Below are 12,800 nucleotides of genomic sequence, written 5' to 3' on the forward strand. Positions count from 1 at the left end.
CTCAAAAATCAGTCAGGCCATGGTGCAGCCGCACCGTGGCCTGATGCGTTAAGGGGTTTTCATACGGGCCGTTTGTCCGCCACACACAGATTTGCTCAGGAGCTCAGATTGACCACTTCAACATTGCCGCCCTCTGGCCCCAACGACAGCTCGGCCGACACAAACACAAAGCTTGGCGAAGTCCTCATTGATTTCCCTGACAACCGCCTGCTCATCGAGCTCTGCGGCGAATATGACCGCAACCTGGCTGACATCGAACAAAAGCTTGATGTCCAGATCCTGCGCCGCGGCAACCACCTCGCTGTCATCGGCGAGCCCTTCCAGACAGAAGGGGCCGCCAAAATCCTGCACGCGCTCTATGCCCGCCTCGAAGAGGGCCGCCCCGTCGAGCCGGCCGATATCGACCGCGAGATCCGCATGGACACAAGTGCCGCCAACGCCGCAGCCGCCAAGCCTGCCCCCGCAGGCCAGATGGAGATGTTCAAGTCAGGCCGCGTCGAGATCCGCACCCGCAAAAAAACAGTCGAGCCCCGCACAGAGGCGCAAAAGACCTATGTCGAGAACCTGTTCAAAAACGAGCTCGGCTTTGGCATCGGCCCTGCAGGCACAGGCAAGACCTATCTCGCCGTTGCTGTGGGTGTGAACATGTTCATCGAGGGCCACGTTGACCGCATCATCCTGTCGCGCCCCGCAGTTGAGGCCGGCGAAAAGCTCGGCTACCTGCCCGGTGACATGAAAGACAAGGTCGACCCTTACATGCAGCCGCTCTATGACGCGCTGAACGACTTCATGCCAGCCAAGCAGCTCGCCAAGCTGATCGAAGAAAAGCGTATCGAAATTGCACCCCTTGCCTTCATGCGCGGGCGCACGCTCTCCAACGCCTTCGTGGTGCTGGACGAGGCCCAGAACGCCACGGCCATGCAGATGAAAATGTTCCTGACCCGCCTTGGCGAAGGCTCCCGCATGGTCATCACAGGCGACCGCTCCCAAGTCGATCTGCCCGCCCACATCACCTCGGGCCTCACAGAGGCCGAGCGCCTGCTCAAGCATATCCCCAAGATCAGCTTCAACTATTTCACAGCCGATGACGTCGTGCGCCACCCCCTCGTCGCAGCCATCATCAAAGCCTATGACGCTGATGCACCTCTTGGTTAAGCTCTAAGCCTTCAGGCCCGGCTTGGGGGGAGCGCCCCTGAAGCCGGGCTTTGGAGCAGATCTCATGGCCCTGCTAAACAGCCCACATCCTCAGCAAATTGCTGCGGGCCTTGCTGATCCGTTGCACCTGCGCAAAATCTTCAGCCGCCTCCGCAACAGATGCTGCAGTCCAGAGATCAAACAAAATCTCGCGCGCACGCGGATCGCTGACAAAGCTCTGCACCCAGCCCACAATCACAAGCCGCGCGCCCTCCGTCACAGGCTCGACCCTGTGCAAGCTGTCAGAGGGATACAGGATCAGCTCCCCCTGACCCAACTTCACAGCCCGGTCTTCAAGCCCATCCATAATCACCAGCTCACCGCCCACATAGTCTTCGGGCGGCGTCAGAAACAGGGTGAAGCTCAGGTCCGTGCGCGCCCCATTCATCAGCGCATTGTCCACATGCGCGCCGTACTGCCCCCCACCTTCGGTGCGGCTGACAAGCAACTTGGCAAAGCTTTTGGGGTAGGCCAGCGCCCCGAACACAGGGTGCGCCAAGAGCGCGCGCTCCAGCCGCGCCAACACCGCCTGTGTGTCTGTGCCGTCAGCGGCTTGCTGGTTGTCCTTAACCCGCTTGGCCAGCCGCCCCGCCGTCTTGGCTCCGTCCTCAAACGGCAGCGCCGCCGCGGCCTCAAAGAGCGCGCGCGCCTCCGCTGCGCTCAACACATCAGAGAGCACATGCGCCATTATTTCAGCCTCAGCGCAATAATCTCGGCCCAGCCTGCAGCAACGCTCAGCTGCGAGGGGTCAGATGCGCCCGTCTCCGACGTCAGCGCAGGATAGAGCGCCTCCACCCCATCCAGCTGCGCCAGAACATCAACCCCCGCTTTGGCAAGGCTCACATCGCCCCCGGCGGCAAGAGCTGCGGCCCGCGTGCGCGCCGTCTCATAAAAGCCCCAGCTGTCGCGAAATTCGATCGGTATCTCCACGACCCCGTCGCTCACACCACCATCATATTCCGCCGCCGCCAGCTTGATCAGCTCATGGACCGACAACAGCCTGTCATAGGCCGAAGGCTGCGCGCTCATCACATTGCCCTCAATCGCCGTCATCAAGCTTGCGTAAGCTTCGCGCACAGCGTCAGCGCCCAAATCTCCATTGATCGCTGCCAAAAAGGCTTCCGCCTCTTCTGCAAAGCCTGCGGCCTGATACTCGGCCAAGGCTGGCGCGATATCCTCGTAAAACGCGTGGTGTGACTCCTCCAGATGCGCCTGCGCCGCCGCCGCATCTCCCCCAAGATAAAGCGCCGCCGCAATACGGTAGGTGCCTTCAAAATAGCCCAGCTTGGTCAGAAACGCCGAGGGCCCTTCACTGAGCACAACACCCGCTTCGCCCGCTTCTCCGGCCTCCCCCGCCGAAGCTGTGTTTGCGGCCTCGGCCAAAGCTTTGCCCACAAAGATATCAGCACTGTCAAAAGGCTGGGCCACAGCCATACCGGCGAGTGTGGCAAGTGCAATGCGCTTAGGGGTAATCAGCCTTGGGGCTGCTATGGGGGCTTTCGTCATGGGGCTATCCTTTCGTGCGACTCAATACCTGACTATTTTTATCAGTTATTAAAATTCCCGCACCGACGTCAAGCAATTTTCTTTATTCAGACCTCACAACACGTTAAGGCGCAGCCATGTTGATTGATCTCATCCTTGAAGACACCCGCTGGCAAGACGCTGGCCTCGCGCCACTCGCCGAAGCTGCGGCAACTGCAGCCCTGCTCCACCTTGGCCTCAGCCCGAGCGCGTTTGAAATAGCCTGTCTCGCCTGCGACGACGCGCGCATCGCCACGCTCAACACCGAGTTCCGCGACAAGCCGACCGCCACCAATGTGCTCAGCTGGCCCGAGACAGACCTTGCCCCGGAAACACCGGGCGCACGCCCCGCGCTGCCCGAAGTCGAGGTTGATGGCTTTGAAGATGCTGGATTTTTAGGCGATATCGCCATCGCCTATGAGACCTGCGCGCGCGAAGCGGCCGATCAGGGCAAGAGCTTTGACGCCCATGTCACTCATTTGATCGTGCATGCGACCCTTCATTTACTGGGCTATGACCACCTGCGTGACCAAGATGCCACGCTTATGGAAACGATTGAGGCAGAAATACTTGGCAAAATGGGCATTGCTAACCCATATTAGACGGGTTACGCGGAAATTCCCGCAAGGTAAGGTATAATGGGCGACAGCAAAGACGGATCTTCTAGCGCAGCGCTTCGCGCGCAGCCTCAGGCAACAATCAGTTCAACACCAGAGCCGACCGAGCCACCCACCCCGACATCAAAGGCCAAATCAGGCTTTCTGCGGCGCATCATCAGCGCCTTGTCCCCGTCTGACGCGGGCGGCAAACCTGCGACATCCCAAAGCAGCCCCAGCACCAACATCGCCCACGGCGTGCTTAACCTGCGCCGCATGGCGGTTGAGGATGTGATGGTGCCATCGGCTGATATCATCGCCGTGCCTTCAACCATCAGCAAAGACGAGCTGGTCACAGTGTTCCGCGAGAGCGGCCTCACCCGCCTGCCCGTCTATGAAGACACGCTCGACAGCCCCATCGGCATGGCCCACCTGAAAGATTTCGCGCTCCAGCATGGTTTCAACGGAACCTCCAAAAGCCCCTTCGTGCTCAAGGATATGCTACGTCCGCTCATGTTTGTTCCACCCTCCATGCCCATCGGCGTGCTGCTGGCCAAAATGCAGGCCGAGCGCAAGCATATGGCCCTCGTGATTGATGAATACGGCGGCGTTGACGGCCTCGTCACCATCGAAGACCTCATCGAGCAGGTCGTTGGCGAGATCGAAGATGAACACGACGCCGAAGAAGACGTCTATTTCACCCAAGACAAAAAAGGCGGCTATCTGGCGCTGGCCAAAACACCGCTGGATGAATTCGAGCAAGAGATCGGCCTCACCCTGACAGATGTAGATGAAGTCGACAGCGAAGAGGTCGACACTCTCGGCGGCCTTGTTTTCATGCTGACAGGCCGCGTGCCTGTGCGCGGCGAGGTGGTCAAACACCCCGAAGGCTTCGAGTTTGAAGTCGTCGATGCCGACCCGCGCCGCATCAAGCGCTTGCGCGTGCGCTTGCCCGGTCATGCCGAGCGCGCGGCCAAAACCGCTGCCGCACTGGCAGATAAAAGCAGCAATGCGGCAGCCACTTAACGTGATGCCTTGGCTTTCGGGCCTGTCTCTGCGCGCTCAAATGGGCCTCGCGGCGCTTGCTGGTTTTGTCACCTCGCTTGGCCTTGCGCCCTTTGCCCTCTGGCCGCTGGCGCTTGTGGCACTGGCCTGCGTCTTCCTTGTGGTGTCAGCAGCCCCCAGCCGCCGCGCCGCCGCCTTCACAGGCTGGGCCGCAGGCACGGGCTATTTTGCCTTCGCACTCATCTGGCTCATCGAGCCTTTCATGGTCGATCCGTGGCGCCACGCATGGATGGCGCCTTTTGCGCTGTTCTTCATGTCGGCAGGCCTTGCGCTCTTTTGGGGGCTGGCCACAGGCTTTGCCCACGCGCGCGGCCGCTTGGCCTTCATCGGTGCGCTCACATTGGCAGAAGTGGCGCGCAGCTATCTCTTCACAGGCTTTCCCTGGGCGCTCCTCGGGTATCTCTGGTCTGAAAGCCCGCTGGCCATCTACGCCGCCTACATCGGTCCCCACGGGCTCACTCTCGTCGCGCTGCTCACAGCTGTCTCCCTCGCCACGCGCCCCCTGCGCGCAGCTTTCTTGGGCTATGCCCCCTTCGCCGCTGTGCTGGCCGCTCTCGCGCTTGCTCCCCAGCTCCACCAAGACACACGCGCCAGCGCCACCGCGCCTCTGCTGCGCCTCATACAGCCCAACGCGGCCCAGCACGAGAAATGGGACCCGGCACTTGTTCCCGTCTTCTTTGAGCGCCAGCTTGGCTTCACAGAAGCTCCAAGCGCCACAGGCCAGCGCCCAGATCTTATCATCTGGCCCGAAACCGCCGTGCCCTGGACATTGGAGCGCGCCGACACAGCGCTCGACATGGTCACCCAAGCCGCAGCTGGCACGCCCGTGGTCCTTGGCATCCAGCGCTTTGATGCACGACGCCTTTACAACTCGCTTCTCTTGCTCGACGGCACAGGCGCGCAAGCCGCCCTCTATGACAAACACCACCTCGTGCCCTTTGGCGAATATATCCCCTTTGGCGACTCTCTGGCGCGCTTTGGGCTGCGGGGCTTCGCCGCGCAAGAGGGCAACGGCTACTCCGCAGGCCCGGGCCCGCGGCTGATCGAGCTGCCGCGCATCGGTGCCGCACTGCCGCTGATCTGCTATGAAGCCGTTTTCCCGCAAGATGTGCGCGCCGCCCCCGCGCGGCCGCAGCTGCTGTTGCAGATCACCAATGATGCTTGGTTTGGCCGTTTCTCCGGCCCCCAGCAGCACCTCTCCCAAGCGCGTATGCGCGCCATCGAGCAAGGCCTGCCACTTGTGCGCGCCGCCAACACAGGCATCTCCGCCGTGATCGACGCACAAGGGCGTGTCACGGCCTCTCTGGCGCTCGGCGAGGCTGGCTTTGTCGACGCCCGCCTCCCCGCCCCGCTGCCGCCCACGTTCTACAGCCACACAGGCGACTGGCCCGTCCTCGCTCTGGCTCTGCTCCTCATGGCGGCCTCTTGGCAACGCCCCCGCACAACCCGTACGCGCGACCCTAAATCACGTTGACAACTGCACGCAGGCAAGCGACTGACGATCTCACATAACGAGCAAATCGCCCTCCCAACGGCTTCCTGACGGGACGGTATAACAACACCGGAGCACTTTCATGGCACGTAACAACTATATTTTCACCTCGGAATCCGTTTCCGAAGGCCACCCGGATAAAGTCTGCGACCGCATTTCAGACGCCGTCCTTGACGCCTTTCTCGCCCAAGAGCCCGAAGCGCGTGTGGCCGCCGAAACCTTCGCCACAACCAACCGTGTGGTCATCGGCGGCGAAGTCGGCCTCTCCGATCAAGCCAAACTCGCCGAATACATCGGCAAGATTGATGGCATCGCGCGCGACTGCATCAAAGACATCGGCTATGACCAAGAGAAATTCAGCTGGAAAACCTGCGAAATCACCAACCTCCTGCATGAGCAGTCAGCCCATATCGCCCAAGGCGTAGACGCCTCAAGCGACAAGGAAGAAGGCGCAGGCGACCAAGGCATCATGTTCGGCTACGCCTGCACCGAGACAGACGCGCTCATGCCCGCGCCGATCCAGTTTGCCCATGCGATCCTGCGCCGCCTGGCCGAAGTGCGCAAAGACGGCACCGAGCCAACGCTCGGCCCCGACGCGAAGAGCCAGATCTCGGTTGTCTACAAAGACCGCAAGCCCGTGGGCATCAGCTCGATTGTGCTCTCGACCCAGCACCTCGACGAAAACATGACATCCCAAGACGTGCGCGCCGTTGTCGAGCCCTACATTCTCGAAGTGCTCCCCGAAGGCTGGATCATGCCCGAGACAGAATGGCACGTGAACCCGACAGGCAAGTTTGTCATCGGCGGCCCCGATGGGGACGCAGGCCTGACAGGCCGCAAGATCATCGTCGACACCTACGGCGGCGCAGCGCCCCACGGCGGCGGCGCGTTTTCAGGCAAAGACCCGACAAAGGTTGACCGCTCGGCGGCCTACGCCGCGCGCTATCTCGCGAAAAACGTGGTCGCCTCAGGCATGGCCGAGCGCTGCACCCTGCAGCTCAGCTACGCCATCGGCGTGAGCAAGCCTTTGTCAATCTACGTTGACACCCACGGCACAGGCGAAGTCGATGACGCCGCCATCGAACGCGCCGTTGCCCAGTGCATGGATCTCACGCCCCGCGGCATCCGCGAGCACCTTGAGCTCAACAAGCCGATCTATGCGCGCACCGCCGCCTATGGCCACTTCGGCCGCGCCCCCGAGGCCGACGGCGGCTTCTCATGGGAGCGTACAGACCTTGTCGAGGCGCTCAAAAAAGCCGTCTAATCATCGAGCAAACCAAGACAGACCAAAGGCGCAGGGATCCCCCTGCGCCTTTTTGCATGCCCCCGCAGCGCCTCGCACAGGCTGATTGCACCGCGCCCGCTTTCGCGCTAAAGCCCGCCCATGAGCAAAAACACACCCGAAAACCACCCCTCAGGCGCCCCGTGGCGCAACTTCTATGGCCGTTTCAAAGGCAAGGGCCTGCGCCCCTCCCAGGAAGGCTACCTTGAGGAAGACCTGCAAGATCTCTCCCCCGGCGCAGTCGGCTGGGAAGAGAACCCCGAGCGCACCCCCCTTGATCTTGAGGCGCTCTTTGGCGCGCGTGATATCTGGCTTGAAGTCGGCTTTGGCGGCGGTGAGCATATGGTGCACCAAGCCACTCAAAACCCCGATGTCGGCTTTATCGGCTGTGAACCCTATATCAACGGGGTGGCCATGCTCCTGGGCAAAATCCGCAACGCCAAATGCGACAATATCCGCATCCACCCGGGCGATGCGCGCGACATGTTTGATGTCTTGCCCGACGGATGCCTGTCCCGCGCCTTCCTGCTCTACCCTGACCCGTGGCCCAAAAAGCGCCACCACCGCCGCCGCTTTGTCACGCAGGAACATCTCGTGCCACTGGCCGCCAAGCTCAAAAGCGGAGCCATCTTTCGCGTCGCCACCGACATCCCCGACTATGTGCGCCAAACCCTCGAAGAAGTGCCAAAAGCAGGCTTCGAATGGCTCGCAGAAGCGCCCGAAGACTGGCGCAAACCTTGGGCAGACTGGATTTCAACGCGCTATGAGCAAAAAGCCCACCGCGAGGGGCGCACGCCCCACTACCTGACCTTCCGCAAAATCTGAACTGGGACGCAGACGTGTCTGCCACAAAGAAAAAGGGGCGCAAGCTGCGCCCCGTCTAAACTTGTAACCAACACGAACCGAAGCTGTAACCATCGACGGGGCGACTTACCTTGCGCGTCTTTTCGGCTCTTCAGTCTGTGACGCAAGACCGTTTTACCCCCAAGAGCTTAACGGCTGGTAAACACACGCGTTTTTTCTTTCTTTTTGCCCCAAATATCCCGGGGGAAGGGGCAAAAGCGCAGCTTTTGACGCTGGGGGGGCTGGCCCCCCGCTCAACCAGAGCCAAGCAAACAGGCTTTTAAAAGGCCAGGCCCGAACGCAAACGCGCGGGGCTTTGCCCCGCGCGTTGGTCGGATTTGCGTCAGCAAATTCGAAAGGTTTCAGAGGTTGTCCTGCTGCGGCATCCCCAGCACATGGAAGCCCCCGTCCACACGGATAATCTCACCGGTGGTGAACGCCCCCGCATCTGAAGCAAGGTAAACAGCCGTTCCGCCCACCGCCTCCAGCGTTGCATTGGAGCGCAGTGGCGCGTTCTTGTCGGTGTGCTTGAAGGTGGCACGCGCGCCGCCGATAGCCGCCCCCGCCAAAGTCTTCATCGGGCCGGGGCTGATCGCGTTCACGCGGATGCCTTCAGGGCCGAGATCGTTCGCCAGATAGCGCACCGTGGCTTCCAAAGCAGCCTTCGCCACGCCCATCACGTTGTAGTTGGGAGTGACCCGCGTTGAGCCCATATAGGTCAGCGTCAGAAGCGTGCCGCCATTCTCTTCCATCATAGGGTGCGCGCGCCGCGCCACCTCGATAAAGGAGTATGCCGAGATATCCATGGAGTTTTTGAAGTTGTCCCGCGAGGTGTTCAAAATACGCCCCGTCAGCTCGTTCTTGTCGCTATAGGCAATCGCATGGACAACAAAGTCGAGCGTGCCCCAGCGGTCTTCAAGCTGGGCAAATGCCGTATCCAGCGAGGCATCATCCGTCACATCGACATCAACCATAAAGTCGCTGCCCACGCTGGCGGCCAGTGGCTCAAGCCGCTTGCCAAACGCCTCACCCTGGTAGGTAAACGCAAGCTCGGCGCCCGCCTCTGCCATCGCTTTTGCAATTCCCCAAGCGATAGAGCGCTCGTTCGCGACGCCCATAATCAGCCCGCGTTTTCCATCCATAGCGCCCATATACTTATCCTTTAAACTTCGACAAAATCATCGAGCCGTTGGTTCCGCCAAAGCCGAACGAGTTGGTCATCACGCTATCAAGACCTGCATTTTCGACGAGGGCCGTCGCAATCTCGCCCTCGCGAATGGCTGGGTCGAGGGTTTCCACGTTGATGCTGGGGATGATGAAATCATGTTCCAGAGCCAGAAGGCAGTAGATCGCCTCCTGCGCGCCTGTCGCGCCTTGGCTGTGGCCCGTCATCGACTTGGTCGATGAAATCACCGGCTGTTTGATCCCGTCAAAGACGCTGCGCACCGCTTCCACTTCGCCGACATCGCCCACAGGCGTGGAGGTGCCGTGTGCGTTGATGTAATCAACCTGCCGCCCCTCGGGCAGCGTGGCCAGCGCCAGCTTCATCGCGCGCATGCCGCCCTCACCCGACGGCGCAACCATGTCAGCCCCATCCGATGTCGCGCCATAGCCCGTCACTTCGGCGTAGATCTTCGCGCCGCGCGCCTGCGCATGGCCCAGCTCTTCGAGCACAAGGATGCCGCCGCCGCCGCCAATGACAAAGCCGTCACGGTTCGCATCAAACGCGCGCGAGGCTTTCTCGGGCGTGTCGTTATATTTGCTGCTCATCGCGCCCATAGCGTCAAAGAGGCAGCTCAACGTCCAGTCCAGCTCTTCGCCACCGCCCGCAAACATGATGTCCTGCTTGCCCATCATGATCTGCTCGGCCGCGTTGCCAATGCAATGCAGGCTGGTCGAGCAGGCGCTCGTGATCGAATAGTTGATCCCCTTGATCTGATAGGCCGTCGACAGGTTCGCCGACACGGTCGAACACATCGTCTTGGGCACAGCAAATGGCCCGATGCGCTTGGTCGCGCCCGAGCTCAGCACCGCCTGATGCGCTGCAAGCATGGCCGATGTCGAAGGCCCGCCAGAGCCTGCCACAAGCCCTGTGCGCTCGTTGATCACATCACCGGGCTCAAGCCCCGCATCGGCAATCGCCTGCCCCATCGCAATATGCGCATAGGCCGCACCCGGCCCCATAAAGCGCAGCGTGCGCTTGTCGACATGGTCGGCCACATTCAGCTTCACATTGCCCGCAATACGGCTGCGAAAGCCGTGCTCGGCCATATCCTCGTTAAATGTAATGCCCGACTTGCCTGCCTTCAGCGAAGCCAGCACTTCATCTGCATTGTTCCCGATGGATGAGACAACGCCCACCCCTGTAACGACCACTCGGCGCATGAGCACCTCCTGTTAAATTTGCTTACGCTTTTCTAGGGCATTGGCAGGGGAAAGTGCAAGACGCGTTGCACCCCGCACAATCGGCGCAGACCCTGCCCAAAAGCAAAAAGAGGCCCGCAGGCCCCTTTCCGTCTTCATATCAGCAAACGCCTCAGCTCTCGCTCAGCGCCACTTTCATATCTTTCACCTCATAGATCACTTCGCCATCGGCCTCCACGATCCCGTCAGCCACCCCCATGGTCAGGCGGCGGGTCTGGATCGCTTTGGTGAAGTCGATCTTGTAGGTCAGCATCTTACGGTCAGGGCGCACCATGCCCTTGAGCTTCACTTCGCCCACGCCCAGCGCATAGCCGCGCCCCAGCCAGCCGCGCCAGCCAAGGTTAAAGCCTGTCAGCTGCCACAAGCCGTCAAGGCCAAGACAGCCCGGCATAATGGGGTTGCCGGGGAAGTGGCAGTCAAAGAACCAAAGGTCAGGTTTGATATCAAACTCCGCCAGCACATGGCCCTTGCCATGCGCACCACCATCATCCGAAATCTCGGTGATACGGTCCATCATAAGCATGGGCGGCTCGGGAAGCTGGGCGTTGCCCTCACCAAAAAGCTCGCCGCGCGCGCATTTGAGCAAATCGTCACGGTCAAAACTGCTGGGGTATTGAGCCATCTGAGGGGCTCCTTTCTGTCTTGATATCATAGCGTTCTGTTTTCTTTAACACCCCGCCCAAGGGCCATGCAAGAGCGCGCCGCGCCCCCGCCCCCTGTCCAAGTTGCGAAGCATTCTCACTATGGCTTGAAAGCACCACAGTTTTCACCCTATATTAAGAGCAAGGCAGCGCCTATCGTGGCGCAGCACAAAAGGAAGCAAGACGCGCGCATGACTTTACCAACCGCCCCCACGCCCGCAGAGCGCAGCACCAAATGGCTTGCCACAAAGGGCCTGCGCCCCACGCGCCAGCGCCTTGCTTTGGCCGAGCGTCTTGTGGGCGATGGCAAACACCGCCACGTCACAGCCGAAAGCCTGTTTGATGCCTCCAAAGGCGCGGGCGACACTGTGTCGCTGGCCACGGTCTACAACACATTGCGCGCATTCTGCGACGCGGGCCTCATGCACGAGATCACGGTAGACGGCAACAAAAGCTACTTTGACACCAACACATCAGAGCACCCCCACTTCTTCTGGGAAGACACAGGCGAGCTCACCGATGCCTCTACCGAGCGCATGGACATCACCAACCTGCCCAGCGCCCCCGCCGATGCCGAGATAGCCTCGGTCGACGTGGTCATCCGCCTGCGCCGCACCTAAGCACGGCTTGACGCCCCCCTGACACTGCCGCACAACTCTCCCAACTTCAGGGAGAGATAACCAATGCGCGCCATCACCTATTCCGCTTTCGGCCCTGCCGCCGATGTGCTCAGCCTCACAGATATCGAAACACCAACGCCCCAAGCAGGCGAAGTCCTTGTGCGTCTGGCGCTCTCGGGGGTGAACCCGTCGGATGTAAAGGCCCGCGCAGGTGGCCGCCCCGGCGTGACCAAACCGCCCTTCCCCCAGATCATCCCCCATTCCGACGGTGCAGGCATCATCGAAGCGGTCGGCGCAGGTGTAGACGCGCACCGCGTGGGCGAGCGCGTCTGGGTCTGGAACGGCCAGTGGCAGCGCGCCCAAGGCACCTGCGCCGAATACATCGCCCTGCCCGCAGCCCAAGCCGTGCCGCTGGGCGCGCACAGCTTTGAAACAGGCGCATCCCTCGGCATCCCTGCGCTGACAGCCGCACATTGCGTGCTGGGCGGCGGCCCGGTCGAAAACAAAACCGTGCTTGTCTCGGGCGGCGGTGGCTCTGTCGGCTTTATGGCCGTCCAGCTCGCCAAATGGGCTGGCGCACGCGTGATCGCGACAGCCTCCACTGGCCCTTCGGCAGATCAAGCCCAAGCCGCTGGTGCTGATCTGGTGCTTGACCACCGCTCCCCCACGCTTGCCGACGACATCTTGCAAGCCACCTCAGGCAACCTGATCTACCGCGCCGTGGAGTGTGAATTCGGGGCCAACATCGACACTTTGGCAGCGGTCATGGCCCCCAATGGCACCATCGCGGCCTATGGCTCTGCTGTGAACATGGCACCGACCCTGCCCTTTGGCCCACTTCTCTTCAAAGCCATCAAGATCGACATCGCGCTGATCTACATTCTGCCCGACGCCGAGCGCAAAGCGGCGATTGAGCACATTCACCGCGCTCTGAGTGAAGGCGCGCTCACCGCGCGGGTGCACAAACTGTTTGATCTTGCCGATGCAGCCAAAGCGCATGAAGCCGTTGAAGCCGCCAACCGCTACGGCGCAATCCTTGTTAAGACAAGCTGACACCCCCGCGCGGTGTGTTGACTTAACAAAGCCTTAAATCAAGGGCAGATCAGGCGGTGCACGCCC

The 12,800-nt window shown here is 61.1% G+C and carries 13 protein-coding genes and 1 riboswitch; of the genes, 8 read left to right on the top strand and 5 right to left on the bottom strand.

Features of this window, described 5'->3' with window-relative positions:
• The first annotated feature begins 123 nt into the window (after positions 1-123).
• A complete protein-coding gene (locus ACTG3X_RS01570) occupies positions 124-1,155 on the top strand; it encodes a PhoH family protein (RefSeq protein WP_439109676.1) in 1,032 nt (343 codons plus the stop codon).
• Positions 1,156-1,228: 73 nt separating this feature from the next.
• Here the strand turns inward: ACTG3X_RS01570 and ACTG3X_RS01575 are convergent, their stop codons facing one another.
• Both ACTG3X_RS01575 and ACTG3X_RS01580 read right to left on the bottom strand, forming a co-directional pair.
• Entirely contained in the window at positions 1,229-1,882 is a 654-nt protein-coding gene (locus ACTG3X_RS01575) for a Fe2+-dependent dioxygenase (RefSeq protein WP_439109471.1), read from the bottom strand.
• Positions 1,882-2,700 carry a hypothetical protein gene (locus tag ACTG3X_RS01580; RefSeq protein WP_439109472.1) on the bottom strand — a complete coding sequence of 273 codons (819 nt, stop codon included), beginning with the start codon at positions 2,698-2,700 and terminating at the stop codon, positions 1,882-1,884. Before ACTG3X_RS01580 ends, ACTG3X_RS01575 begins: the two co-directional genes overlap by 1 nt.
• Before the next feature lie 116 nt (positions 2,701-2,816).
• Between ACTG3X_RS01580 and ybeY the strand changes: the two genes are divergently transcribed.
• From ybeY to trmB, 5 genes are all read left to right on the top strand, one after another.
• The gene (gene ybeY / locus ACTG3X_RS01585) at positions 2,817-3,320 is read left to right on the top strand and encodes an rRNA maturation RNase YbeY (RefSeq protein WP_439109473.1); all 504 of its coding nucleotides are present in this window, start codon (positions 2,817-2,819) and stop codon (positions 3,318-3,320) included.
• A 36-nt stretch (positions 3,321-3,356) separates the two neighbouring features.
• Positions 3,357-4,340, top strand: a complete 984-nt coding sequence (locus ACTG3X_RS01590) for a hemolysin family protein (protein ID WP_439109474.1) — start codon at positions 3,357-3,359, stop codon at positions 4,338-4,340.
• Positions 4,324-5,853, top strand: coding sequence for an apolipoprotein N-acyltransferase (gene lnt, locus ACTG3X_RS01595; RefSeq protein WP_439109475.1), 1,530 nt, complete (start codon positions 4,324-4,326; stop codon positions 5,851-5,853). The genes ACTG3X_RS01590 and lnt overlap by 17 nt, the downstream gene beginning before the upstream one ends.
• A 46-nt stretch (positions 5,854-5,899) precedes the next feature.
• Positions 5,900-5,948, top strand: a riboswitch (SAM-SAH riboswitch).
• A 5-nt stretch (positions 5,949-5,953) separates the two neighbouring features.
• Positions 5,954-7,135: a methionine adenosyltransferase gene (gene metK, locus ACTG3X_RS01600; RefSeq protein ID WP_439109476.1), complete on the top strand. Its 1,182-nt coding sequence runs from the start codon at positions 5,954-5,956 to the stop codon at positions 7,133-7,135.
• A 120-nt stretch (positions 7,136-7,255) separates the two neighbouring features.
• Entirely contained in the window at positions 7,256-7,978 is a 723-nt protein-coding gene (trmB, locus tag ACTG3X_RS01605) for a tRNA (guanine(46)-N(7))-methyltransferase TrmB (protein WP_439109477.1), read from the top strand.
• 380 nt (positions 7,979-8,358) lie between these two features.
• Here trmB and ACTG3X_RS01610 read toward each other — a convergent pair whose 3' ends face one another.
• From ACTG3X_RS01610 to fabA, 3 genes are all read right to left on the bottom strand, one after another.
• Positions 8,359-9,147, bottom strand: coding sequence for an enoyl-ACP reductase FabI (locus tag ACTG3X_RS01610; RefSeq protein ID WP_439109478.1), 789 nt, complete (start codon positions 9,145-9,147; stop codon positions 8,359-8,361).
• 4 nt (positions 9,148-9,151) lie between these two features.
• Positions 9,152-10,381, bottom strand: coding sequence for a beta-ketoacyl-ACP synthase I (fabB, locus tag ACTG3X_RS01615; RefSeq protein ID WP_439109479.1), 1,230 nt, complete (start codon positions 10,379-10,381; stop codon positions 9,152-9,154).
• 151 nt (positions 10,382-10,532) lie between these two features.
• Positions 10,533-11,042 (bottom strand): bifunctional 3-hydroxydecanoyl-ACP dehydratase/trans-2-decenoyl-ACP isomerase, encoded by a 510-nt coding sequence (gene fabA, locus ACTG3X_RS01620; protein ID WP_439109480.1) that lies wholly within the window; start codon positions 11,040-11,042, stop codon positions 10,533-10,535.
• 210 nt (positions 11,043-11,252) lie between these two features.
• Between fabA and irr the strand changes: the two genes are divergently transcribed.
• Positions 11,253-11,681 (top strand): Fur family transcriptional regulator Irr, encoded by a 429-nt coding sequence (irr, locus tag ACTG3X_RS01625; RefSeq protein ID WP_439109481.1) that lies wholly within the window; start codon positions 11,253-11,255, stop codon positions 11,679-11,681.
• Between the two features lie 63 nt (positions 11,682-11,744).
• The gene (locus ACTG3X_RS01630) at positions 11,745-12,734 is read left to right on the top strand and encodes an NADPH:quinone reductase (protein ID WP_439109482.1); all 990 of its coding nucleotides are present in this window, start codon (positions 11,745-11,747) and stop codon (positions 12,732-12,734) included.
• Positions 12,735-12,800 lie beyond the last annotated feature (66 nt).

Origin of the sequence: Lentibacter sp., assembly GCF_965658795.1 — a bacterium.
Lineage (GTDB): Bacteria > Pseudomonadota > Alphaproteobacteria > Rhodobacterales > Rhodobacteraceae > Lentibacter.